Source organism: Pseudomonas sp. B15(2017), from assembly GCF_002113215.1.
Taxonomy (GTDB): Bacteria; Pseudomonadota; Gammaproteobacteria; order Pseudomonadales; family Pseudomonadaceae; genus Aquipseudomonas.
In genome coordinates this window covers 89,114-110,996 of the sequence record NZ_NEJZ01000015.1, presented here as the reverse complement: position 1 = coordinate 110,996, position 21,883 = coordinate 89,114, and the positions used below count along the sequence as shown (strand labels likewise).

Below are 21,883 nucleotides of genomic sequence, written 5' to 3'. Positions count from 1 at the left end.
TCGGCAGGTATGTCTCAATCTGGACGGCCTTGCGGTTGAGGCGTCTGGCGCAATCCTATGCCTGGCCGAAGCACCGCGCAAGCAAAATGTACACATGTGTCAACCATGATTGACACGCCTGTACAGTTGACCTAATTTCAAGTCGCCGAGCCTGATCAAGCCCACCCCGGAGCGCATTACCATGTCCAGCGATCCCCTGTTGCAGCCTTACAAAATCAAGAACCTGACGCTCAGAAACCGGATCATTACCACCGCTCACGAACCGGCCTACCCGGTAGACGGCATGCCCAAGGATTTGTATCGCGCCTACCACGTCGAACGTGCCAAGGCTGGTGTCGCGCTGACCATGACGGCCGGTTCCGCCGCCGTTTCCAGGGACAGCCCGCCGGTGTTCAACAACGTGCTCGCCTACCAGGATGAGGTGGTGAAGTGGCTCAAAGACCTGACCGACGAATGCCACGAGCATGGCGCGGCGGTGATGATCCAGTTGACGCATCTGGGCCGCCGCACCCGCTGGGACAAGGCCGACTGGTTGCCAGTGGTTTCGCCGTCGCACCATCGCGAAGCGGCGCACCGTTCCTTCCCGAAGAAAATGGAAGACTGGGATATCCAACGCATCATCAAGGACTATGTGGACGCCGCCGAGCGGATGCATGCTGCCGGCATGGACGGTCTGGAGTTGCAAGCCTACGGGCATCTGATGGACCAGTTCTGGTCACCCTTGACCAACGAACTCGACGGGCCGTACGGCGGCTCGCTGGAAAACCGCATGCGCTTCACCTTCGATATTCTGCGCGGGATTCGTCAGCGGGTCGGCGAGGACTTCCTGCTGGGCGTGCGCTACACCGGCGATGAAGGCTTGCCCGGTGGCTTCGATGCCAGCGAGGGTTTGCAGATTTCTCACCTGCTGAAAGACAGCGGGCTGGTGGATTTTCTCAATGTCGTACGCGGCCACATCGACACCGATGCGGGCCTGACCGATGTCATTCCGATCCAGGGCATGCGCAATTCGCCGCACCTGGATTTTGCCGGTGAAATCCGCGCGGCCACCGGTTTCCCGACCTTCCATGCGGCGAAAATCCCTGACGTCGCCACCGCTCGCCATGCCATCGCCTCAGGCAAGGTCGATATGGTTGGCATGACCCGGGCGCACATGACCGATCCGCATATCGTGCGCAAGATCATCGAAAAACGTGAGGACGATATCCGTCCCTGCGTCGGCGCCAACTATTGCCTGGACCGCATCTACCAGGGCGGCGCCGCTTACTGCATCCACAACCCGGCGACCGGCCGGGAAACCACCATGCCCCACGAAATTCCCAAGGCCGCACGCAAACGCAAGGTGCTGGTGATCGGCACCGGCCCTGCGGGACTTGAAGCCGCGCGGGTCGCGGGTGAACGCGGTCATGACGTTACGGTGCTGGAAGCGGCGGATCGCCCCGGCGGGCAGATCCGTCTGTCCGCCCTCAGCGAACGGCGGCGGGAGATGATCAGCATCATCGACTGGCGCATGGCGCAGTGCGAACGTCTGGGCGTGAAGTTTCACTTCAACACCTGGGCCGAAGCCGACACGGTGCTGCAGCATGAACCGGATCTGGTGATTGTCGCCACCGGCGGTCTGCCCCACACGGACGTGCTGAGTGCCGGCAACGACCTGGTGGTTTCAACCTGGGACATCATCGCCGGTGACATCAAACCGGGCCGGCATGTCTTGATCTATGACGATGCCGGCGACCACGCTGCGCTACAGGCTGCCGAGGTCATCGCCGCCAGCGGTGCGAGTGTCGAAATCGTCACCCCCGATCGCAGTTTTGCTCCGGAAGTCATGGCGATGAATCTGGTGCCTTACATGCGCAGCCTGCAGGATCTGGATGTCACCTTTACCGTCACTTATCGCGTCGATTCGGTCGAGCGCCGCGACGGGCGCCTGGTGGCAACGCTCGGCAGTGATTACGGTACGGTGCACAAGCAGCGGGTGGTGGATCAGGTGGTGGTCAATCACGGCACGATTCCGCTGGATGATCTGTATTTCGACCTGCGCGCGCATTCGAGCAACGGCGGCGCGGTGGAACAACACAACCTGATTGCCGGCAAGGCTCAGGACATCGTCACTCACCCGCAGGGACGTTTTCAGCTGTTCAGGATTGGTGACGCCGTGGCCGCACGCAACACCCATGCGGCCATTTACGACGCGTTACGGCTGATGAAAGACCTTTGAAACCGGCCTTCCCTCCTGTTGCGGGAGGGAAGTTGCCGTATCGACCAACTACAGGCCGCGCCGGGCAACCTGGGCGCCGGCCTGTATGGCTCGTCCCACAATGTCTTCGATGTTCTGAACGGTCATCGACTGCAACGCTGCCGCCGTGACGCCGCGATAAGCCATCAAGGCATCCAGCAGAGCTTGCGGTTCCCGCTCGGCCAATAGTTGACCGCCGCCCACCACCACCGCCCGTGCCGCCCGCTGCGCAATCCGTGCGGGAATGCCGGCCGCTTCGGCCTGACTGGCGAGCGCAGCGCACAGCAGCGCCGGAAACGCCGGCCCGGTGCCGGACAACGCGCTCAGATAATCGATGCAGTCTTCATCGGGCACCTCGTCCGCCGTGCCCACGCACTCGAACAATCGCTGCAACCAGTCGCGCTCCTCGTCGGCCAGGGAGCCGGCCACGAACCACGGTGTATAGGATTGGCGGATATCCACCGCCGCGTTCGGCATGGCCCGCACCACCACTCGCGCGCCTGTCGCGGCACTGAGGGCGGACGCTGAAATGCCAGCCATCAGCGATACCACCGGTTTGCCCCGCGCATCGATCTGCAACTCGCGAAACTGCTCGGGCCGCACAGACAGCATGACGATATCGCTGCGGTCGACCAGAGACTGGTTGTCACTCAACACGCGCACTCCCGGCGCAACATCAGCACTGCCCGAACGGTTAGAGATCAGCAGCTCGCTCGGCCTGATGAACCCCGGAGCCAGCAACGACTCGGCAATCGCCTTTCCCAGCCAGCCCGTGCCGCCGATGATTCCCAGCGTTCTATTGGTCATCGGGCAGCGCCTCTTCGAAGGTTTCCACCAGAGGGACAAACACCCCCGGCTCCGTCTCGGCATAGCCGAACTGACCGAAAAACCGATCCAGTTCGCGTCGTTTTGGGGACTTTCCGGTGAACACGGTGACGTACTGCGGGATTCGCCGGAATCGCACGATCACGTCTTCGGTGGTTTTCATCGAGATGTAGCCGATCTGCGTCAGATAGATCGTCCGGGCGCGGGCATCGGCCGCCCCCGGCTCGTAACCGAAACGGCGAAACATCGCGGCCAGCGCATTGATCCGCGCGTCGTCGGCCAGCGCGATTTGCGCGGCGACTTCATCCGATTGCAACGCCCAGCTGCGCACTGCGAATTCAAACTGCGAATCGAACAACGCGGGGTTCAGCCAGCACTCGAAAACATTGAGGATCGCCTCGGACACGCTTTCGGCATAACGCTCGCACTGCCCCACCAGCCCACCCGTGTTCTTGTCCCGCCAACGGGCCAGCAGCGCCGCGAGCAGTTGCTCTCGATCTTCGTAGAACCAGTAGAAGCTGGTGCGCGACAGGTTCAGGCGCTTGGCCAGCGGCATCACCCTGACTGCGTCGACTCCGGATTCCTTCAAAGCCTCATACGCGGCGTCCAGCCAGACGTCCACGGAACCGCGCCATCCTGAATCCTGAGCCTTGTTTTTTGTCCGTCCTGCCTGCGTCATTGCAATGCACCTGTCTTTGAGACTTTGACCGGACTTTACACGCGCCGTACACGCAATGTACATCGGCGTACATTTTTCATTTCCGAACGCGCTTCAGCGCCCATGTCGATCTTGTTTCAATCGCTTGAAAGCGCCGCCGAAAGGCCGACCGAGCCTGCGCCAGAATTCCTGCGTTGAACAGAAATGACCGTTCGGCGCTTTTTCTGGCAGCCCTGCAAAAACGGGTCTAGGGTTGCGTGGCTGGCAAAATGCTGGCCATTTGGCAAACGTCGCTCGACGAGCGCCATCAGCAGCACTGGAAGAAAAATCAGGGATGGTTTTTGTGCTTGCGCGGGTATTGCACTCTTGAAGAGTGAACGACCTATCCCTGTGTTTCGTTGCTTTCTATCAAGGACAGAAAGATGACCAACGTACAGGCGAGATTCCCCCGATTGCCCCACCGGCAACCCCCTTCATTGACGCCCGAAGCCAGGCCTGACGGTTTTGGCTGACGATCTGGGCCGGCGTTGCGGCGCCGTCCCTGCGCGAACCCTGTTTACGGATTGATCAGATCCCGACGGATCAGGCTGTCACGTCCCCGAGAATCCCGGTTGCCGGTGATTGCGGCCGATGTCGTTCGCCTGCCTGTCAGGAAAGGCGCCCCTTCTGCGCAAGGGGTCGAGCGGCAAACACCCACGAGGAAGGCCTCGATATGACTGGTTCAAATCACAACATCCCGCCCTACGGCGTCGCCATCCAGAGCGCGATCACCGGCGGCGATCTGCAGAAGATGAAGACTTTGTTGAAGCAGCGCGATTCAACGAAGCCGGAAGCGAAGGAGCTACAAACCGCGTACGAAAACCTGGCCAAAGAAGTTTCCAGACTGGAAAAACCCTAAGGCCATTTCCCACATTGCAATGGAGGCAATCAACATGTCAGCTACTCAGCAAAATGTCGGCTTGTTCCCGGTGAGCTACCGGATCGGTACGGGTCAGCCAGGGGCGCAGAGCCTTGCGCTGAACCTGCTGGTGTCCACGCCGCAGCAGCATGTCACCGGCAACGCCGCCGTGACTCAGGCGACCAATCCGCCGCTCGATATCGACTCGGACGTCTGGGGCGAATACACCTACATGACGGTGATGAAGCCCGGTGTCAGCAAGATCCTGATCACCGCCCAGGGCAACCATGGCGGACCCGGCTCCAACTCGATCATCAACTTCAAGATCCACCTGGTGGTTGGCACCGACTGGCGCGAAGGCGTGGCCAACTATGAGTACTTCGACGGCCAGCGCTGGCACGAACTGAACAACGTGCCGGCGCATCTGGTGGAGGTGCCTTCGAAAGTGCTTCAGCCGTTCAATCCCGGCCCGGTGATCGAGCCGCACAAACCGGTTCTGCCGCTGTATGCCGCGCCGATTCAGGGCGCCATCGCCAGCGGAGATCTGGCGCAGATGAAAAGCCTGTCCGCGCAGGCCAGGCAGCAGCTGGAGCAACTGCCGCTGTTGCGCAAAGCGGTGGACGACGCCAACAAAGAAATCAGCCGCGTGCAAAGTCGCTGATCGGCTAATGGAACCATTACTTTCACAAGGAGCAGCATCATGTCGATCGGACTTTTTCACACCCGCCTCATCGCCAGTAACTCACTGCTGGGCGCCCCGGTTCTGACCCTCGATATCGTGGTCGATACCGTTCGCAAAAAAGTCAGCGGAACCGCGAGCGTGTTCCAGAGCACCTGGCCACCGGTGAATTTCCATGCCCGGGTCTGGGGCGACTACTCCGAGGCCAGGCTGACGCCATCCACCGAGACCTACATCATTCTCACACTTGATGGCAGCCCGAGCGGCCCGCTGAGTCAGATTGCCCAGACCTTCCACCTCAAGGGCATCCTGAACGACTGGACCAGCGGTTTTATCGATTACCGCTACAACGACGGCGGCCAGTGGCAGGACGTGCGGCACGTCGCCGTGCATCAGGCACCGAGCGTCGAGCCTCTTCCGCCCGAGCATCATGTCCAGCCGCTGTACGCCGTGGCCGTGCAAACGGCGAAGGAAAGCGGTGATCTGGCGCAGTTGAAAGTCGCGGTGCAGCAAGGCGAACAACAGCTGGCCCACGAGGGTGCCTTGCGCAGTGCCCTTGAACAGCTGAATGCGGAAATCGCGCGACTGGAAGCGCGCTAAGTCGTACGGCCCGGGGGCGGTCACGGGTGACCGCCCCCGGTCTTCCAGCCAATCGAGGTCAGTCCAATCGTGCCGCGCACAGGCCCGTGCGCAAGGATCTCCCATGACAGACAACCGCCCTGCCCGCTACCTCAGCGACACCGATCTCAAACGCTACGTGCCGGTGCACGTGGTCTGGGAAATCACCCTCGCCTGCGACCTCAAGTGTCTGCATTGCGGCTCCCGCGCGGGGCATCGGCGCCCCGATGAACTCAACACCCGCGAATGCCTCGACGTGATCGATTCCCTCGCCGCCCTGGGCACCCGCGAGATCACCCTGATCGGCGGCGAAGCCTATCTGCGCAAGGACTGGACGCAACTGATCCGCGCCATCCACGACCACGGCATGTACTGCGCGATCCAGACCGGTGGACGCAATCTGACCCCGGCGAAGATGCAGGCAGCGGTCGAAGCGGGGCTCAACGGGGTCGGCATTTCCCTGGACGGACTCGCGCCGCTGCACGACAAGGTGCGCAACGTACCCGGCTCGTTCGACAAGGCTGTCGATACCCTGCGCCGGGCCAAGGCGTCAGGGCTGGCCGTCAGCGTCAACACCCAGATCGGCGCGGCCACGTTGCCGGATCTGCCGGAACTGATGGACACCATCATCGAGCTCGGCGCCACCCATTGGCAGATCCAGATCACGGTGGCCATGGGCAACGCCGTCGACCATCCTGAGTTGTTGCTCCAGCCGTACAAGCTGCTGGAAGTGATGCCGCTACTCGCCCGGTTGTACCGCGAAGGACTGGATCGCGGCCTGCTGATGAACGTCGGCAACAACATCGGTTATTACGGCCCTTACGAACATCTGTGGCGCGGCTTCGGCGACGAACGCGTTCACTGGAGCGGCTGCGCGGCCGGCCAGACCGTGCTGGCGCTGGAAGCGGACGGCACGGTTAAAGGTTGCCCGTCACTGGCGACCGTCGGGTTTTCCGGCGGCAACGTGCGCAACATGAGCCTGCACGACATCTGGCACTACAGCGAAGGCATGCACTTCGGCCGCCTGCGTTCGGTCGATGACCTGTGGGGTTACTGCCGAAGCTGCTATTACAACGACGTCTGCCGGGGCGGCTGCACCTGGACGTCGCATTCGCTGCTGGGCAAACCCGGCAACAATCCTTACTGCCATTACCGAACCCTGGAATTGCAAAAGCAGGGTTTGCGCGAGCGCATCGTCAAAGTCGAAGACGCCGCCCAGCGCTCGTTTGCGGTCGGACGTTTTGACCTGATCACCGAACGCATCGACACCGGCGAAAAAGTCAGCAGCGTCAGCGACAGCGGGCAAGTGATCAAGCTCGCCTGGATCAATCAGGGCCAGTCCTCCCCCGAGGAAGGACGCCTGCCGACGCAACTGGCCCTGTGCCGCGACTGCCTGCAATACATCCACCCGCACGAATCGATCTGCCCGCACTGCCATGCCGATGTCGCCGCCGCCGAGGCCCGGCACCTGACCGACCGGGCGCGTCAGCAGGCGATCATGAAGACGCTGACCGGTTTGCTGGCGGGAATGCCGAGTTCGGTGAGCTGAGACGGCAGCGGCTGCCGTTCGCCCGGTTGCCGCTAAAAATCTCGAACTCGCCCGGTGGCGCTGTATCCAACATTTAAGCCAACGGAGGTCAGCGCCATGAACAACGACAGCAAAGCCCCACCCACTGATACGTCCGGCAAACCGGTCAATGTGGTGAAACGCGATCTTGAGGATCGGGACGACGCCACCCGCGGCGTGGATGAGGTCATCACGCCCTCATCGACCCGCACCAAGGAGCAGGACGCGGAGGAGTTGCAACGCAAGGTCGACGAAATCGAACGCAAGGTTGCGGACGGCAACTGATCGGTTCGTCGAGGCAGGTTTTCGCCAGGTTTTCGGGCTACAGCGCTCGCGCCAGTTTTGATGGCGCTCGCTGAAAAGCCCGAAAAACCTGAGCGGCGATGCCGTCCGGGAAATAAGTAGCTGTTTTCCATGAAATTTATCTGTTTCAGGGGTTCACAGATCGAAAGAGCGCTGGTAAAGTGCCGCCCACTGTTGCAGAGGTCCTCCCGGGACTGAAACCAATAGCTACAGGGGCGTCGCCAAGCGGTAAGGCAGCAGGTTTTGATCCTGCCATGCGTTGGTTCGAATCCAGCCGCCCCTGCCATTTTTTCCTCGTTTCACCCTCTCCAGTTCCCTCTCGTTTTTTCGTTATCGATCCTTTCCTGTTTGCATGTGCACCTGGCGTATTTCTTCACGCCCGAACAATCAATAAATCGCCGCTTTCATCAGCCCTCGCGTTTCGTTTGCAGAGCTGATGAAAGCGGCGATTTTTTTTGGGCAAAAAAAATGCCCCGCAAGGTGCGGGGCAAAGAATTGGTTGGTTGCGGCCAACCAAAGGAGCATCTTCAAAAGCGTTAACCGACAGGCGTTACAGGCACTCCTGGGCAGCCCGTTCAAAACTCGACGGCAGGAAACTCGACGCCAGCAAGTGGCGCTCATACAAAAACACTTTGCCGCCGTCCTGTGCCTTGTAGGCTTCCAGCACGTTGTCCGCCGCCACCTTGCTCGGCACCACGATCCGGTAGCTGCGCTGGGTCTGCGACACCGTCGGGTTCAGCGCGCTGCCCTGCAGTTTCGGCACCACGCATTCGGCGTACTGGGCAGGCGTCTTGTGCGTCTGCAGGGTCAACGTCGGGTCGTTCGGCGCGGAGGCGCAAGCGGTCAGCAACAAAGTGGCGCAGGCCATGACAGGGATAACAAAGGTACGCATGGAAAAAATCCTGAAAATAAAAGGTTCGGTTCTTCGGCAACGTTCAGTGTCACGGGCACTGACGTTGCCGTTTTTGATCAAGGGGTTCAGCCTGCACTCACCAGGGCCTTGAGCGAGTCATCGAACTGTTTCAAGGCGCTCAGTTGCAGGTCGCGCTGCTGTTCGATCCCGGCAGCGATTTCAGGCGCTGCCTTGTTGTGTACCCACACCGACGGCAGTTGCTTCTCCACCGCGCCTTCAGCCTTGCCGATGTATTGCAGGTTGGCGTCGTAGAAGCGTGCGGCGAACCGCGCTTCGACCTGACTGTTGCGTTGGGTCAGCAAGCGGTTGTGAGTGTCGAGCATCACCACTACGTCCGGATGGGCCTGCACCAGCGCATCGAGGCTGTCATAGACGGTTACCGAGAGAAATTGCTGTTGCAGCGAACTCATCAGCCAGTCGATGGCCAGCTCCGGATCGGAGCTGTCGACGAAGGCGTCACGAATCCGCGCATCGAGCGCATCCTTGGCGCCGTTCACCGCCACATCGTGGTAACGCTCGAGGTATTGCAGGTTGTCCAGAGTGTTTTCGCTGTACAGCACACCGACGGTTTGCGAGTGCTGCAGCGCGGCGCTGCTGGCGGCGACGGGCAGAAAATGGCACGACTGGGCATCATCTGCATAAGCCGGGGCTACGGTAGCGGCCACCCCGCCCATCAGCAGGGCGACTACAGCCAGTCGGGTCAAAGTCTTCATCGCGCAAATTCCTTCAGCGGCGTGTTCGATGGAGGCGATTTTCCGCCCATCGGCGCCAAAGCAGAACTTGCGTTTCTTGATGGTCACTATTACTTGAAGCAATAGTTGAACCGCATGCAGACTGCGCCACACTCAATCACAACGAAAACAGATGAGGATTACCCGTGCGAACCTTTGACCTGATCCGCGATGCCGTCCTGCCCGAGTTCCGCGACCGGGTGGCCGAATACCTGGTCGAATACGAAACCGTACTGAGCCAGTCAGCGGACAATTCAGAGTCGGTACAAGCCGTGGCCAATCAGTTGCGCGGTTATCTGCGCGGCCTCAATACCACCCGAGTGCTGGGCATGGCGGACTGGGAAGAGCTGGACCGGCGCGTGCTGAACACCTGGCTAGCGCCCGCTCGATGACACGCTAGACTCTTCAGGCTGCGCCCGCAGCGCCAGACCTGGAGGTGTCCCATGAGCAATAACACCGAACCCACGACATTCACCGGCTGGGCCGCCACCTCGGCCGGCGCGCCGCTGGAGCGCTTCAGTTACGACCCCGGCCCGCTGGGGGACGAAGAAGTCGAAGTCGCCGTGGAATATTGCGGCGTCTGCCATTCCGACCAGTCGCTGATCGACAACGACTGGGGCATCAGCCAATACCCCTTCATTCCCGGCCATGAAGTGGTCGGCCGCATCGTGCGCACCGGCCCGCAGGTGCGCGGTCTGGAAATCGGTCAGCGCGTGGGAATCGGCTGGTACAAGGGCAGCTGCATGCATTGCTCGTCCTGCATCGGTGGTTCCCATCACCTGTGCGCCACCGCAAAACCGACGATTATCGGCAGCCACGGCGGTTTCGCCGATCGGCTGCGCACGCATTGGGCCTGGGCGCTGAAACTGCCGGACAACCTCGACCCGGCACTCGCCGGTCCGCTGTTCTGCGCCGGCTCCACGGTCTTCAATCCGCTGGTGGAATTCGACATCAAGCCGACCGACCGGGTCGGCGTGGTGGGCATCGGCGGCCTCGGCCATCTGGCACTGCGATTTCTCAATGCCTGGGGTTGCGATGTCACCGCGTTCACCTCTTCCCTGAGCAAACAGGACGAAGCCAAACGCCTCGGCGCCCACAAGGTCGTCGCTTCCACCGACAGCGAGGCGCTGAAAGCGATTGCCGGCACCCTGGACTTTCTGCTGATCACCGCCAACGCCAACCTTGACTGGACGGCCATGCTCGCCACCCTGCGCGGCAAGGGGCGGCTGCACTTCGTCGGCATCGTGCCCGACGCGATTCCTGTGCATGTGTTCAACCTCATCCCTCAACAGAAATCCCTGTCAGCCTCCCCGGTCGGCTCGCCCGCCACCGCAGCGACCATGCTTGAGTTCTGCGCGCGGCATCAGATCCTGCCGCAGGTCGAGGAATTTCCGATGAGCAAGGTCAATGAAGCTGTTGACCATCTGCGCAGCGGCAAGGCGCGATACCGGATTGTGTTGAACGCCAGCAAATGAACCCAAAGGCGCGTGAGCCAAAAACTCACGCGCCTTTTTTGCCTGAGAAACACCTTCAAGCCCGTGCAGATCTGAGCTTTCGAACTTATTCCATAAGCGCAGCACCTGCCGATTTAGCATTACGTTTTTCAGAAGAGAGGGAGCCATGGGCTCCCTTTCCTGCCTTCAGACGTCCTGCAATGCCCTCGGGCGCTGGCTGCGCTGTTCAGCCAGCGCATCAGGCGCCTGCTGCAACTGGAAGTCGAATTTCAGTTCGGCTCGGCGTCCCGCTGCATCCTCCAGAAACTCGACCTCCCCGACCAACCCTTCCCGGGTCGCGTACGCGAAGTCATCCCACAGGTATTTGTCCCCCGACAGATTGATCTGCGTCGTCAGGTGTCGATGCCCCGGTGCAGAAATGAAGAAGTGAATGTGAGCCGGGCGCTGGCCGTGGCGGCCGAGCAGGTTCAGGCATTCCTGGGTCGGGCCTTGCGGGTCGCAGCCGTAACCGGATGGCACGATGCTGCGGGCGCGATAGCGGCCTTCGGCGTCGGTGATGATCCGCCGACGCAGGTTGTACTCGGACTGGCTCTGATCGAAGAACGAATAGGTGCCCCTGGTGTTGGCGTGCCACAGGTCGACCGTGGCGCCGACGAGCGGCTGACCCTGCGGGTCGAACACCTGGCCTTCGAGCAACATCAGCGTGGCGACGCCCTCTTCGCGGCCGTCGTCCATCCGGCATTCACCTTCGTAGAGTGGCGCGCCGGCCACGTACAACGGGCCTTCGATGGTGCGCGGCGTGCCGCCGGTCAAGCCGATCTGCGCATCCTTGGCGTCCTGCAGCAGGTCGAGGAAATGCTCCAGACCGAGGCCGGCCACCAGCAGCCCGGCCTCCGAGCGGCCACCCAGACGGTTGAGGTAGTCGACGGCTTTCCAGAATTCGTCTTCGTTGATCTCGAGGTCTTCGATGATCCGGGCGGTGTCCTGCAACACCCGCAGGACGATGGTTTTCAAGCGTGAGCTGCCGCCATCGTTGGCAAAACCGGCGGCTTGTTCGAAGAACTTTTGCAGTTCGGCAGTGTGGGCAATCTTCACGGTCATGGTGTTCACCTCATCTTGTTGTTGTGTTTACTCAGCTCTCTCGGATCAACCACAGGTTTCAGCGGTGGATTCATTTTTTGGGCTCAGCGGTCGTCGGCGTGGATCGACGAGGGATGGCGGCAGAGGCCGTCGATTTCGATTTCCATGTAGGGAAACAGCGGCAGCAGCATCAGGGTGTTGTGCAAGGCTTCGACGCTCGGAACGTCGAACACGCTGTAATTGGCGTAGTGCCCGGCGATGCGCCAGAGGTGGCGCCACTGGCCTTCGCGTTGCAGGCGCTGGGCGAGTTCCTTCTCGTCGGCCTTGAGCCGGGTGGCAACGGCCGGGTCCATGTCGGCGGGCAACTTCACGGTCATTTTTACGTGGAACAGCATGGCGTTCTCCTTGGGGAATCAATGCCGGCGAAAACGCGCCAGACGCTCTTCATCCAGCGCGAGGCCCAGGCCCGGGGTGCGTGGAATGTGCAGGTGGAAGTCGCGGTATTGCGGGCGCTCGGTGACGATGTCTTCGGTCAGCAACAGCGGGCCGAACAGCTCGGTGTCCCAGGTCAGTTGCCTGAGGGTGAGGAAAGCGTGGGCCGAGGCCAAAGTGCCGACGGAACCCTCAAGCATCGTGCCGCCGTACAAAGCGATGCCGGCGGCTTCGGCGATTTGCGCGGTGCGCAACACGGCGCGCGGGCCACCGTTCTTGGCAATTTTCAGGGCGAATACGCTGGCGGCGCCGTCGGCGGCGAGGCTGAACGCGTCCTCGACGCTTTCAATCGATTCGTCGGCCATGATCGGCGCCGGGCTGCGCTGGTTCAGGCGAATCTGCCCGGAGCGGTTGACCCGCGAGATCGGCTGTTCGATCAGGTCGATGCCGTTGTCGCCGAGCATCTGACAGCCACGAATCGCCTGCGACTCGTCCCAGTACTGGTTGACGTCGACCCGCACACTGGCGCGTTCGCCCAGGGCTTTTTTGATCGCCACGACGTGTTTGAGATCCTGCTCCAGCGGGTTGGCGCCGATCTTCAACTTGAAGATCCGGTGCCGCCGCGCTTCCAGCATTTGTTCGGCTTCGGCGATATCGCGGACGGTGTCGCCGCTGGCCAGGGTCCAGGCCACTTCGAGGCTGTCGCGGACCCGGCCACCGAGCAGTTCGCTTACGGGCAGGCCGAGGCGTTTGCCTTGGGCGTCGAGCAAAGCGCTCTCGATGCCGGACTTGGCGAAGGTGTTGCCCTTGGCGATCTTGTCGAGTTTCTGCATCGCGGCGTTGATGTTGTCTGCGTCCATGCCGATCAGCGCCGGCGCCAGGTGCGCGTCGATGTTGGCCTTGATGCTTTCCGGGCTTTCGTAGCCGTAGGCCAGGCCGCCGATGGTGGTGGCTTCGCCGATGCCTTCGATACCGTCGCTGCAACGCAGGCGCAGGATCACCAGCGTCTGGTTCTGCATCGTGTGCATCGCCAGTTTGTGCGGGCGGATGGTCGGCAGGTCGACAATGATCGCCGACAGGTTTTCAATCAGGATCCGGTTCATTTCAGTGTCCATTCAAGCGTGATCAACCAAGGTCACCGCCGCCGACCGGCAGGGTCACGCCGGTGATGTAGGAGGCGTCGTCCGAGGCGAGAAACAGGATCGCGCCGACCTGTTCATCAATGGTTCCGTAGCGTTTCATCAGGCTGCTATCGAGGGTTTGCGCGACGATTTCCTGGTACCAGGCCTGTTCCTGCGCGGACTGTTCGGCGGTGTTGCGCGGGATGCGCCGGGGCGGCGCTTCGGTGCCGCCGGGCGCGGTGGCGTTGACCCGGATCCCGCGCTCGGCATTCTCGAAGGCCAGGCAGGCTGTGAGCGCATTGATTCCGCCCTTCGCCGCGCCGTAGGGGACGCGGTTCAGGCTGCGGGTCGCGATCGACGACACATTGACGATCGCGCCGCATCCCTGCTTGAGCATGTATGGCAACGCGGCGTGGCAGCACCACAGCGTCGGGAACAACGAGCGGCGCACTTCGGCCTCGATCTGCTCGACTTCGTAATGCTCGAACGGCTTGGCCCAAATGGTGCCGCCGACGTTATTGACCAGCACATCCAGACGCCCGAACGCATCGATGGCGGCGTTCATCACCCGGGCGCAATCGGCGTATTGCTCAAGGTCGGCGGTCAGCGACAGCACGCTCTCGCCCTGCAGTTCGTGAACCAGCCCGGAGCGGTCGACGGCGATGACCTGCGCGCCCTCCTTCAGCAAGCGCTCGCACACCCGGCGACCGATGCCCTGCGCCGCGCCGGTGACCAGCGCGACCTTGTTGGCGAATCTGTTGTTCATGACAACCTCGCAATTCAGAAAGAAGACTCAGGCCGCCGCGAATTTCTCGTAGTAGAAGTTCGCCGGCGTGATGCCCTGTTCGCGGATGTACTGGCTGACCGCCTCGACCATCGGCGGCGGGCCGCACAGGTACACGTCGACGTCGCCTTCGTTGAGGTGGCGCGGCTCGATGTGCTGGGTGACGTAGCCCTTGAGCGGGTGCTGGCTCTGCGGATTGGCCACGCAGGCGCTGAAGCTGAAATTCGGAATCCGCGCGGCGAAGGCGTCGAGGCGGTCGAGTTCCACCAGATCGAAATCGTTGGTCACGCCGTAGATCAGGTGAACCGGGTGCTCGCTGCCCTGCTCGGCGATCTTCTCCAACATCGCCGTGAATGGCGCCAGCCCGGTGCCGCCGGCCAACAGCAACAGCGGCCGCTTGATCTCGCGCAGGTAGAAACTGCCCAGCGGCCCGGCCAGATTCAGGCTGTCGCCAGCCTTGGCCAGCCCGGTGAGGAAGCTGCTCATCAAGCCGCCGGGGACATTGCGGATCAGGAAACTGACCTCGCCGTTCTTCTGCAACGAGCTGAAGGAATAGGCGCGCGATTGCTCGCTGCCCGGCACTTGCAGGTTGACGTATTGCCCCGGCAGGAATGCCAGTTTGCTCAGGGACTCACCCTTGAGCGACAGCGCGATGGTGCTTTCGGAGAGCTGACGAACATCGCTGATCGTCGCCTGATAACTCGCCTGCTCGGTCTTGCAGACCTGCGAGCCCACCGGCACCCGCACCACGCAATCGCTTTCGGCGCGCATCTGGCAAGTCAGAACGTAACCCTGGGCCAGTTCGTCTTCACTCAAGGCGTCTTCGATGAAGTTGTCGCCCATGTCGTATCGCCCGGCCTCGGCGAAACACTTGCAGGTGCCGCAGGCGCCGTCGCGGCAGTCCAGCGGAATGTTGATGCCCTGGCGGTAGGCCGCGTCGGCAACGGTTTCGTGGCCCGAGGCCTCGATGAAACGGGTGACCCCGTCTTCGAAATTCAGTGCGATCTGGAAACTCATGGTGCACCTCGCTCACAGCGTCGAGCCCGGCTCGCCGCCGTCTCGATCAGATGTGATAGATGTCGATGACCTGACGGACGTAATCGTTCTTCAGCACGACTTTCTTGGCCTTGATCAACGGCTGTTCGCCGCGCAGATCGAGGGTGTAGAAGCTGGTGCCGAAGTAACTGTCGGTGACCTGATAACGAAAGCTCAGGGTGTGCCAGTTGAAGCGCACCTGACATTGGCCTTCGCCCTGCTCGACGATCTCGATGTTGCTGAGGTTGTGCGAGGTGCGGGTGTCGGGAATCGTTGCGCTGGAGCGCTCGGTCTTGATCCGGAATACCCGGTCTTCGAGGCCGCCACGGTTGCCGTACCAGATCAGCGAGATTTCGCTTTGCGGGTCTTCGGTCAGGGTGTCGTGGTCGTCCCAGGCCGGCATCCAGAAACTGGCGTCGGCGGCGTAGAGTTCCAGCCACTGGTCCCACTGGCCGTCGTCCAGATAGCGCGCCTCGCGGTAGAGGAAATCGCGCACGGTGTCGTAGAGATTGCTCATCACACAGCCTCCACGGGAATCAGATCCGGCTCGGTCGAAGCAGCCTTGAGCATGGTTTCCTGCCAGTACTTGTGTTGCAGCACGAACAGGCCTTCGTCCTCGGTGCGCATGCCGGACAGCAAGGGCTTGAGGTCGATTTCCTCGGCCGCCGCGTCCGCGCCTTCGACCCAATGCGTCGCACCACGGGACATATCGTTCCAGCCGCGCCCGGCGCCGTAGCCGGTCTGACACGAGCGGAACTCTTCGAGGTCATCCGGGGTGGCCATGCCGCTGACGTTGAAGAAGTCTTCGTACTGGCGGATGCGTTTGGCTCGGGCCTCTGCGCTCTCGCCTTTGGGGGCGATGCAGTAGATTGTGATCTCGGTCTTGTCGACAGAGATCGGCCGGGCGATGCGGATCTGCGAGCTGAACTGATCCATCAGGTACACGTTGGGGTACAGGCACAGGTTGCGCGAGTTCTCGATCATCCAGTCGGCACGGGCCTGGCCGAAGTCCCGCGCCAGCTCATCACGGCGCTCGTAGGCCGGACGGTCTTCGGGGTTGGCCCAGCGGGTCCAGAGCAGCAGATGGCCGTGGTCGAACGAGTAGAAACCGCCGCCCCTCTTCGCCCAGCTGCCGGCGCTCATGGTCTTGATTTCTTCACCGGCGTCGCGCTGCTGACGCTGGTTCTGAGTAGCGGCGTAGTTCCAGTGCACGGAGCTGACGTGATAGCCATCGGCGCCATTTTCGGCGGTGAGTTTCCAGTTGCCTTCGTAGATGTAGGAACTGGAACCGCGCAGCACTTCCAGGCCCTCGGGGGACTGATCGACGATCATGTCGATGATCTTGGCCGACTCGCCCAGATGCTCGGCAAGCGACTTCACATTGGCATTCAGGCTGCCGAACAAAAAGCCGCGATAGGATTCGAAACGTGCGACTTTGGTCAGGTCGTGAGAGCCTTCGCAGTTGAAGCCTTCGGGATAGCCGGCTTCGCTTGGGTCCTTGACCTTGAGCAGTTTGCCGCTGTTGTTGAACGTCCAGCCGTGGAACGGGCAGGTATAGCTGGAACGGTTGCCGGACTTGTGCCGGCACAACATAGCGCCGCGATGGCTGCACGCATTGAGAAAGGCATTCAGCTCACCGGCCTTGTTGCGGGCGATGAACACGGGTTGGCGACCCATGGTGGTGGTCAGAAAATCGTTGGCGTTGGGGATCTGGCTTTCGTGGGCGAGGTAGATCCAGTTGCCTTCGAAGATGTGCGCCATCTCCAGTTCAAACAGCCGCGGATCGGTGAACATTTCCCGTTTGCAGCGGTAGGCACCCTTCTCGGGGTCCTCTTCAAGCATGGCATTGAGGTAGTCGATTCCCAGGGACATGGCCGGGGCCTCCATTGTTATTGTTCAGGCCAGGCCAGATTAGGGAGGCAACGCGGGCGGCAATATCCGAATCCTGCAGAGCGCTATCCGTTTTGTGCAGGACGGCGCGGCAGGTGCTTCAGATTGTTTCGGGGCGGGGATTCAGTGACGGCGTTTGAAGGTCACGGACGGCAATTCGCCGAACTGTTGGCGATAGCTTTCGGAGAACCGGCCGAGGTGCAGGAAGCCGTAGTCCAGCGCCAGTTCGGTGAGGTTGCGCACCGGACAGCTCGGGTCGCTTAGGCAGGCATGAATGCGTGCCAGCTTGCGCTGGCGGATGTATTGCATCGGGGTCACGCCGAGCTGGCGTTCGAACAGCGCGTACAGGGAACGCGGGCTCATGTTCGCCTGGGCCGCCAGGTGTTCGGCGGGCAGATCCCGCTTCAGGTTGCGTTCGATGTAGTCGAGGATCCGCTCGAAACTGACGCTCGGCGAACTCAGGCATTCACGGCTGACGTTGGTGTTCATCAGCGAAATCAGTTTGCTGCCGACGATCTGCGCGTAATGCTCCTGCACCCGCAGCAACGGGTCGCTGGCTTCGGCTTCCTGGCAGATCATGCCCAACAGGTGGGTAAACCCTTCCAGCTCGTCGAGCCGGTAATGATTGCGCAGAAACCGGATGCCGCCGGCAGGATGCAGCCAGCGCTGCTCGTCGCACACCGACTCCAGCACGCTGACCGGCACCTTGAGGATGAATTTCTCGCAATCGTCGGAATAAGTCAGGTCGACCGGATCGTCCGGGTTGATCAACAGCAATTCGCCCGGCACCAAATGATGCTCACGCTGGTGCCCGCGCCACAGGCAGTTGCCTTGCAGCAGGACTTGCAGGTGATACACGGTTTCCAGCGCCAGCGACGTCACGCGAACGCTGCCGCCATAGCTGATGCGGCACAGATCGAGGTCGGCGAGTTTGCGGTGGTTGAGGCTGGCTTGCGGGTGGGTGGTTTTGGACAGGCCGATGAAATGCTGGCCGACGTGCTGGTTCACATAGTCGGAGACGGCATACGGGTCAGCGTGGCGAAACACGCTGCTGCGGTCGCTCAGCAGGCGGCTGTCCATGGGCAAGGCACTCGATCTTGTCGTTATGGTGATGGTCACGGTTTGCGCCATCACCGGTCACAGTACGCCGGCGTGCCGGATCGGGCAATTGGACGAAGGTTTGGCTGTCCGGTGATCGAACGGTTTCAATCACCGCGCTTTCGTCGGATCAAAGCAGACTCCACGACACCCCGACATACATCGCCATGCCCTCGCCCGGCGTGGAGCGTGCGGCGTCCAGTCCTTTATCGTCATAGCCCGGCGTAACGGTTGCGGCGTAGTGCTTGTCGGTCAGGTTGCGCATGTCCAGCCAGGTCTGCCAGTCGCCTTTGGGTGCGTTGTAGCCCAGCGTCGCGCCGAAGGTGGCGTAAGGATCGGCGTAGTAACTGTTGGCGTAATCCACTGCGGTTTTCGAGACCAGTTGCGTGTTGACCGCCGCGAAGAAGCCCTGCGGGAAGTCGTAGCGCAGTTCGCCTTGGTAGTAATGCATCGGCAGGCCCGGCAGGCGGTTGTCGCCGAAGCGATCGTCGTCGCGGTAGTGGAAGTCGCTGAAGGTGTAAGCCTGACGCAGGCTCAACTTGCCACCATCGTTGGCTGACCACAGATTGCTGTTCAGGCTGGCTTCGACACCTTGGTGCACGGTCGGGCTGGCGTTGAGTTCGTAAGGCGTGGTGGCGTTGGCGTCCGGCAACACCGAAAGCAATTCGTGGCGCACCTGGGCGTAGTACCACGCCAGGCTCCATTCGCCGAGCGCGCTGTCGCCACGGCCGCCGAGTTCCAGAGTGGTCGCGGTCTGGTTCTGCAGTTTGATGGGGTCGCGTTGGGTGCCGGTGGCGGCACCGCTGCCGGCCGGGAACCGCACGTTGGAGCTGTAGATCAGCGACCACGGATGCGGCGCTTCGACCGAGCGGCTGAGGTTGCCGAACAGTTGCAGGTCCGGCGTCACCTGATAGCGCAGGCCCAGACGGGGCGCGTAGTCCCAGTCACCGAGGCTGGTCTTGCCGCCACCTTCGGGATAGGTCACGGCGCTTTCGCGGCGGGTGTAGATCGCGGCGAGGCCGGTGGTCAGCCACAGGTCGTCGGCGATTTCCAGATCGTTGCCCACGTGCAGGACAGAATCCGAACCCTGATAAGTGAAGTTGCGCATAGGCGTGCCCGGCGCATAGCGGGCGGTGTTGCCGGCAGGAATTCGCACCCGTTCGCTGGCCCCGTCGTTGGGCAGGTGTTTGGTCACCCGCAGGCCCACGGTGCTGTTGCTCTCCATGCCCCAGAGCGTGTCGCGGCGCTTGTAGTCGAACGTGCCGCTGACATCGGTGTACGCGACCTTCAAGCGGTTCGGGCCTTCGCGCAGGTCCATCGGGTAATCGTGATAAACCAGACCGGTCTGGATACTCGAATCGTCATCGATGTAGTACGTGGTCTTGTTGCCGATGAAGGTGCTGCCGGGCTGATCGCGGCTGTCGTTGCGCGTCACGTAGGCCGGGTTGGCCGCGCGTGGATCATGTTCGATGGAATGTTTGGTCACCCGGCCGGCGAGGTCGTTGTCGGTCTCGCGGTGACGGATGTAGAAGCGGGTTTCCAGATTCGGATTGAAGCGATAACCGAAGTTGGCGATCACGCCCTGGCTCTTGCTCGCGGTGTGATCCTGATAACCGTCGGAATGCGCGTCGGTCATCGACAGGTAGTAATCGAAATCGCCCAGCACCTGACCGGAGCTGACTTGTCGCTGGGCATAACCGTGGCTGCCCATGACGTAGCGCACATTCAGCAGCGGCGCGTTATAGCCGGTGTGGCTGACGTAATCGACGGCACCGCCGAGCGCCAGCGCACCGCGATCAAAGCCGTTGGCGCCGCGCAGCACTTCTACATGGTCGAGCCACAGCGGCTCCAGCAATTCGTAAGGCGTGCCGCCGGGACCGGTAAGCGGCAGGCCGTCGAGCATCGTGTACAGCCCTGACGCGTGAGCACCGGGAGCGCGGTTGATGCCCGAACCACGGATCGAAATCTTCGTCCCTTCGTTGCCCGCCGACTGGGCATAGACACCCGGCTGGTACGCCAGCACGTCCTGATTGCTGGCAACCCGGCCCTGTAATGGCTGGCGCATGCCGACCACGTTGCTGCCACCCGGCACCTGGGCCAGACGAGCCTTCGCCTCCTCCACCGACGCATCCTCACCGCTCTGATCCTCGGCCCCGATCAGCACTTGCCCCAGCTCCAGTCCCTGGGATTGCGCCTTGACCGGACAGACAAGGGCCAGCCCCAGCAAGGCAGCGGGCAGGGTTTTGAGCGAAGGCATCGAGAGAACTCCAGACAGGCGGGAACGGACAGTGACAACTGCGACGTATGAAAGAACGAAGGAAACACATGGCGATTTGGTTTTTTGTCAGGTGCTCAGGCCGCTGAACTGCCCATTGGAGCTTCGTGAAACCCGCCCCCCGTCAATTCCTGCATTTGGCCAACACCACCTGACAGGTGTCCGGCGTTCCCCCGGAACGTCCGGCGTAACGCATGCAGTTGGCCATGGATTTTTGCCGGGCCATGTTCAGGCTGGAGCCCCAGGCCAGACCACCCTCCCCGACCGTCGGCAACGCCTTGGCGTAACAGCTGTCGCCAACACCTGATGGCGGATAGTGCGTTCTGTTCGAGCATCCCGAAGCCAGCATCACGCTGAAGGCGATCAAGAGCCACGACGAGCAGTGAAGCGCGAATGTTCTGCTCATCCCGTTTCCCCCTCGAAAGACGACCGCGATCCGTTGAGTCTAGTCGCTGCGTCCGTATTCACTGGGCGGTCGCCTGTCGATACTGACGCGGTGTGAACCCGGTCGAAGCCTTGAATTGGCGAGTGAAGGCGCTGTGATCGGTGTAACCGCATTGCAGCGCCACCTCGGTGATCGGCAGATCGGTGTGCAACAACCGATGGGCCTGTTCCAGCCGCACTTTCTGGATCATCTGCCGAGGCGTCAGGTGGAACACCCGTTTGCAGTAACGCTCCAGTTGCGCCACCGAAATACCGGCGATCCGGGTCAGTTCGCCCAAAGTGACACGCCGATTGAAATGCGCGCGGATGTGTTCGTCGACCGCCGCCAGACGCTGAAACGCCGGGTGGGTTTCGCTGGCCGATTGCAGATCCACCGAAATCCCCGCCAGACCGATGATCTCGCCGTCACGGTTGTACAGCGGACGCTTGTGCGTCAGGCACCAGCCCGGTTCGCGACTGCCGTACAGGTGCAGTTCCAGCTGATCCTCCAGCACGAATCCCTCCTCCAGCACCCGCCGATCCTGCTCGGTGTAACCCGGCCCCAATTGCGCCGGAAATACCTGCGCACTGGTTTTGCCGAGCAAGGGTTTCAGGTCTTTCAGCCCGCAGCGCTGCACCAGTGTGCGGTTGGCCAGGACGTAACGCGCCTGCACATCCTTGATGAAGATCGCCGCGTTGGGGATCACGTCGAGCATCGGCAACAGCGGTGCCACCCCCGCCAGCAGTGCCTCGAGGGTGTGCGGACGATTGTGCTCATCGCCTTGGCACAGGATCGCAAATGCGTTCTGCATGGTGACGGTTTTCCCCGGTGAGTGGATCGGGCTGAGGCGTTCGCGTGCAGA

24 protein-coding genes and 1 tRNA gene are annotated in these 21,883 nt (G+C 61.7%); 9 read left to right on the top strand and 16 right to left on the bottom strand.

Going from position 1 to position 21,883, the window contains the following annotated elements:
- The first annotated feature begins 181 nt into the window (after positions 1 to 181).
- The gene (locus tag CAF73_RS21130) at positions 182 to 2,218 is read left to right on the top strand and encodes an NADH:flavin oxidoreductase (protein WP_085700331.1); all 2,037 of its coding nucleotides are present in this window, start codon (positions 182 to 184) and stop codon (positions 2,216 to 2,218) included.
- Between the two features lie 48 nt (positions 2,219 to 2,266).
- On the opposite strand, the gene CAF73_RS21125 is transcribed toward CAF73_RS21130, so the two are convergent.
- From CAF73_RS21125 to CAF73_RS29920, 3 genes are all read right to left on the bottom strand, one after another.
- Positions 2,267 to 3,043 carry a pyrroline-5-carboxylate reductase gene (locus tag CAF73_RS21125; protein WP_085703725.1) on the bottom strand — a complete coding sequence of 259 codons (777 nt, stop codon included), beginning with the start codon at positions 3,041 to 3,043 and terminating at the stop codon, positions 2,267 to 2,269.
- On the bottom strand, positions 3,033 to 3,740 hold the full coding sequence (locus CAF73_RS21120) for a TetR/AcrR family transcriptional regulator (protein ID WP_085700333.1): 708 nt from the start codon (positions 3,738 to 3,740) through the stop codon (positions 3,033 to 3,035). The genes CAF73_RS21125 and CAF73_RS21120 overlap by 11 nt, the downstream gene beginning before the upstream one ends.
- Before the next feature lie 116 nt (positions 3,741 to 3,856).
- The gene (locus tag CAF73_RS29920; RefSeq protein WP_139834858.1) at positions 3,857 to 4,186 is read right to left on the bottom strand and encodes a hypothetical protein; all 330 of its coding nucleotides are present in this window, start codon (positions 4,184 to 4,186) and stop codon (positions 3,857 to 3,859) included.
- Between the two features lie 245 nt (positions 4,187 to 4,431).
- On the opposite strand from CAF73_RS29920, the gene CAF73_RS21115 reads away from it, so the two are divergent.
- The 6 genes from CAF73_RS21115 (at position 4,432) to CAF73_RS21090 (ending at position 8,070) form a co-directional block, all read left to right on the top strand.
- A complete protein-coding gene (locus CAF73_RS21115) occupies positions 4,432 to 4,617 on the top strand; it encodes a DUF1843 domain-containing protein (RefSeq protein WP_085700334.1) in 186 nt (61 codons plus the stop codon).
- 34 nt (positions 4,618 to 4,651) lie between these two features.
- The gene (locus CAF73_RS21110; protein WP_085703724.1) at positions 4,652 to 5,278 is read left to right on the top strand and encodes a DUF1842 domain-containing protein; all 627 of its coding nucleotides are present in this window, start codon (positions 4,652 to 4,654) and stop codon (positions 5,276 to 5,278) included.
- A gap of 39 nt (positions 5,279 to 5,317) precedes the next feature.
- A complete protein-coding gene (locus tag CAF73_RS21105; protein WP_085700335.1) occupies positions 5,318 to 5,896 on the top strand; it encodes a DUF1842 domain-containing protein in 579 nt (192 codons plus the stop codon).
- Positions 5,897 to 5,999: 103 nt separating this feature from the next.
- Positions 6,000 to 7,463: a GDL motif peptide-associated radical SAM/SPASM maturase gene (locus CAF73_RS21100; protein ID WP_085703723.1), complete on the top strand. Its 1,464-nt coding sequence runs from the start codon at positions 6,000 to 6,002 to the stop codon at positions 7,461 to 7,463.
- A gap of 96 nt (positions 7,464 to 7,559) precedes the next feature.
- The gene (locus tag CAF73_RS21095; protein WP_085700337.1) at positions 7,560 to 7,766 is read left to right on the top strand and encodes a hypothetical protein; all 207 of its coding nucleotides are present in this window, start codon (positions 7,560 to 7,562) and stop codon (positions 7,764 to 7,766) included.
- A gap of 229 nt (positions 7,767 to 7,995) precedes the next feature.
- Positions 7,996 to 8,070: transfer RNA gene (locus CAF73_RS21090), tRNA-Gln, on the top strand.
- A 264-nt stretch (positions 8,071 to 8,334) separates the two neighbouring features.
- On the opposite strand, the gene CAF73_RS21085 is transcribed toward CAF73_RS21090, so the two are convergent.
- On the bottom strand, positions 8,335 to 8,676 hold the full coding sequence (locus CAF73_RS21085; protein ID WP_085700338.1) for a hypothetical protein: 342 nt from the start codon (positions 8,674 to 8,676) through the stop codon (positions 8,335 to 8,337).
- A gap of 86 nt (positions 8,677 to 8,762) precedes the next feature.
- Positions 8,763 to 9,410, bottom strand: a complete 648-nt coding sequence (locus tag CAF73_RS21080) for an ATPase (RefSeq protein WP_085700339.1) — start codon at positions 9,408 to 9,410, stop codon at positions 8,763 to 8,765.
- Positions 9,411 to 9,574: 164 nt separating this feature from the next.
- On the opposite strand from CAF73_RS21080, the gene CAF73_RS21075 reads away from it, so the two are divergent.
- Together CAF73_RS21075 and CAF73_RS21070 are read left to right on the top strand one after the other, a co-directional pair.
- Positions 9,575 to 9,820 carry a hypothetical protein gene (locus tag CAF73_RS21075; protein ID WP_085700340.1) on the top strand — a complete coding sequence of 82 codons (246 nt, stop codon included), beginning with the start codon at positions 9,575 to 9,577 and terminating at the stop codon, positions 9,818 to 9,820.
- Between the two features lie 51 nt (positions 9,821 to 9,871).
- Positions 9,872 to 10,903 carry an NAD(P)-dependent alcohol dehydrogenase gene (locus CAF73_RS21070; protein WP_085703722.1) on the top strand — a complete coding sequence of 344 codons (1,032 nt, stop codon included), beginning with the start codon at positions 9,872 to 9,874 and terminating at the stop codon, positions 10,901 to 10,903.
- Between the two features lie 165 nt (positions 10,904 to 11,068).
- On the opposite strand, the gene catA is transcribed toward CAF73_RS21070, so the two are convergent.
- The 11 genes from catA to CAF73_RS21015 form a co-directional block, all read right to left on the bottom strand.
- A complete protein-coding gene (gene catA, locus CAF73_RS21065; protein ID WP_085703721.1) occupies positions 11,069 to 11,983 on the bottom strand; it encodes a catechol 1,2-dioxygenase in 915 nt (304 codons plus the stop codon).
- Positions 11,984 to 12,066: 83 nt separating this feature from the next.
- Positions 12,067 to 12,357, bottom strand: a complete 291-nt coding sequence (gene catC / locus CAF73_RS21060; RefSeq protein ID WP_085700343.1) for a muconolactone Delta-isomerase — start codon at positions 12,355 to 12,357, stop codon at positions 12,067 to 12,069.
- A gap of 18 nt (positions 12,358 to 12,375) precedes the next feature.
- Positions 12,376 to 13,497: a muconate cycloisomerase family protein gene (locus CAF73_RS21055; protein WP_085703720.1), complete on the bottom strand. Its 1,122-nt coding sequence runs from the start codon at positions 13,495 to 13,497 to the stop codon at positions 12,376 to 12,378.
- A gap of 22 nt (positions 13,498 to 13,519) precedes the next feature.
- Positions 13,520 to 14,281 carry a 1,6-dihydroxycyclohexa-2,4-diene-1-carboxylate dehydrogenase gene (locus tag CAF73_RS21050; RefSeq protein ID WP_085703719.1) on the bottom strand — a complete coding sequence of 254 codons (762 nt, stop codon included), beginning with the start codon at positions 14,279 to 14,281 and terminating at the stop codon, positions 13,520 to 13,522.
- A gap of 27 nt (positions 14,282 to 14,308) precedes the next feature.
- A complete protein-coding gene (benC, locus tag CAF73_RS21045; RefSeq protein WP_085703718.1) occupies positions 14,309 to 15,316 on the bottom strand; it encodes a benzoate 1,2-dioxygenase electron transfer component BenC in 1,008 nt (335 codons plus the stop codon).
- A gap of 46 nt (positions 15,317 to 15,362) precedes the next feature.
- Positions 15,363 to 15,851: a benzoate 1,2-dioxygenase small subunit gene (gene benB / locus CAF73_RS21040; protein ID WP_011333747.1), complete on the bottom strand. Its 489-nt coding sequence runs from the start codon at positions 15,849 to 15,851 to the stop codon at positions 15,363 to 15,365.
- Positions 15,851 to 17,206 carry a benzoate 1,2-dioxygenase large subunit gene (benA, locus tag CAF73_RS21035; RefSeq protein WP_085703717.1) on the bottom strand — a complete coding sequence of 452 codons (1,356 nt, stop codon included), beginning with the start codon at positions 17,204 to 17,206 and terminating at the stop codon, positions 15,851 to 15,853. Before benA ends, benB begins: the two co-directional genes overlap by 1 nt.
- Before the next feature lie 141 nt (positions 17,207 to 17,347).
- Complete coding sequence (locus CAF73_RS21030; RefSeq protein ID WP_085700348.1) at positions 17,348 to 18,304, bottom strand: AraC family transcriptional regulator; 957 nt, start codon at positions 18,302 to 18,304, stop codon at positions 17,348 to 17,350.
- A 148-nt stretch (positions 18,305 to 18,452) separates the two neighbouring features.
- A complete protein-coding gene (locus CAF73_RS21025; protein WP_085703716.1) occupies positions 18,453 to 20,579 on the bottom strand; it encodes a TonB-dependent receptor domain-containing protein in 2,127 nt (708 codons plus the stop codon).
- Between the two features lie 142 nt (positions 20,580 to 20,721).
- The gene (locus CAF73_RS21020) at positions 20,722 to 21,003 is read right to left on the bottom strand and encodes a hypothetical protein (protein ID WP_085703715.1); all 282 of its coding nucleotides are present in this window, start codon (positions 21,001 to 21,003) and stop codon (positions 20,722 to 20,724) included.
- 58 nt (positions 21,004 to 21,061) lie between these two features.
- Entirely contained in the window at positions 21,062 to 21,832 is a 771-nt protein-coding gene (locus CAF73_RS21015; RefSeq protein ID WP_085700351.1) for an AraC family transcriptional regulator, read from the bottom strand.
- Positions 21,833 to 21,883: the final 51 nt, after the last annotated feature.

Bases quoted from the DNA above. Each gene is read 5' to 3' on its own strand.
- CAF73_RS21105 (WP_085700335.1), top strand. From the start codon at position 5,318: ATGTCGATCGGACTTTTTCACACCCGCCTCATCGCCAGTAACTCACTG.
- benB (WP_011333747.1), bottom strand. From the start codon at position 15,851: ATGAGCAATCTCTACGACACCGTGCGCGATTTCCTCTACCGCGAGGCG.
- CAF73_RS21085 (WP_085700338.1), bottom strand. From the start codon at position 8,676: ATGCGTACCTTTGTTATCCCTGTCATGGCCTGCGCCACTTTGTTGCTG.
- CAF73_RS21015 (WP_085700351.1), bottom strand. From the start codon at position 21,832: ATGCAGAACGCATTTGCGATCCTGTGCCAAGGCGATGAGCACAATCGT.
- CAF73_RS21115 (WP_085700334.1), top strand. From the start codon at position 4,432: ATGACTGGTTCAAATCACAACATCCCGCCCTACGGCGTCGCCATCCAG.
- CAF73_RS21125 (WP_085703725.1), bottom strand. From the start codon at position 3,043: ATGACCAATAGAACGCTGGGAATCATCGGCGGCACGGGCTGGCTGGGA.
- CAF73_RS21070 (WP_085703722.1), top strand. From the start codon at position 9,872: ATGAGCAATAACACCGAACCCACGACATTCACCGGCTGGGCCGCCACC.
- CAF73_RS21055 (WP_085703720.1), bottom strand. From the start codon at position 13,497: ATGAACCGGATCCTGATTGAAAACCTGTCGGCGATCATTGTCGACCTG.
- CAF73_RS21120 (WP_085700333.1), bottom strand. From the start codon at position 3,740: ATGACGCAGGCAGGACGGACAAAAAACAAGGCTCAGGATTCAGGATGG.
- CAF73_RS21100 (WP_085703723.1), top strand. From the start codon at position 6,000: ATGACAGACAACCGCCCTGCCCGCTACCTCAGCGACACCGATCTCAAA.
- CAF73_RS21095 (WP_085700337.1), top strand. From the start codon at position 7,560: ATGAACAACGACAGCAAAGCCCCACCCACTGATACGTCCGGCAAACCG.
- CAF73_RS21110 (WP_085703724.1), top strand. From the start codon at position 4,652: ATGTCAGCTACTCAGCAAAATGTCGGCTTGTTCCCGGTGAGCTACCGG.
- CAF73_RS21030 (WP_085700348.1), bottom strand. From the start codon at position 18,304: ATGGACAGCCGCCTGCTGAGCGACCGCAGCAGCGTGTTTCGCCACGCT.
- catC (WP_085700343.1), bottom strand. From the start codon at position 12,357: ATGCTGTTCCACGTAAAAATGACCGTGAAGTTGCCCGCCGACATGGAC.
- CAF73_RS21020 (WP_085703715.1), bottom strand. From the start codon at position 21,003: ATGAGCAGAACATTCGCGCTTCACTGCTCGTCGTGGCTCTTGATCGCC.
- benA (WP_085703717.1), bottom strand. From the start codon at position 17,206: ATGTCCCTGGGAATCGACTACCTCAATGCCATGCTTGAAGAGGACCCC.
- CAF73_RS21130 (WP_085700331.1), top strand. From the start codon at position 182: ATGTCCAGCGATCCCCTGTTGCAGCCTTACAAAATCAAGAACCTGACG.
- CAF73_RS21080 (WP_085700339.1), bottom strand. From the start codon at position 9,410: ATGAAGACTTTGACCCGACTGGCTGTAGTCGCCCTGCTGATGGGCGGG.
- CAF73_RS21050 (WP_085703719.1), bottom strand. From the start codon at position 14,281: ATGAACAACAGATTCGCCAACAAGGTCGCGCTGGTCACCGGCGCGGCG.
- CAF73_RS21025 (WP_085703716.1), bottom strand. From the start codon at position 20,579: ATGCCTTCGCTCAAAACCCTGCCCGCTGCCTTGCTGGGGCTGGCCCTT.
- benC (WP_085703718.1), bottom strand. From the start codon at position 15,316: ATGAGTTTCCAGATCGCACTGAATTTCGAAGACGGGGTCACCCGTTTC.
- catA (WP_085703721.1), bottom strand. From the start codon at position 11,983: ATGACCGTGAAGATTGCCCACACTGCCGAACTGCAAAAGTTCTTCGAA.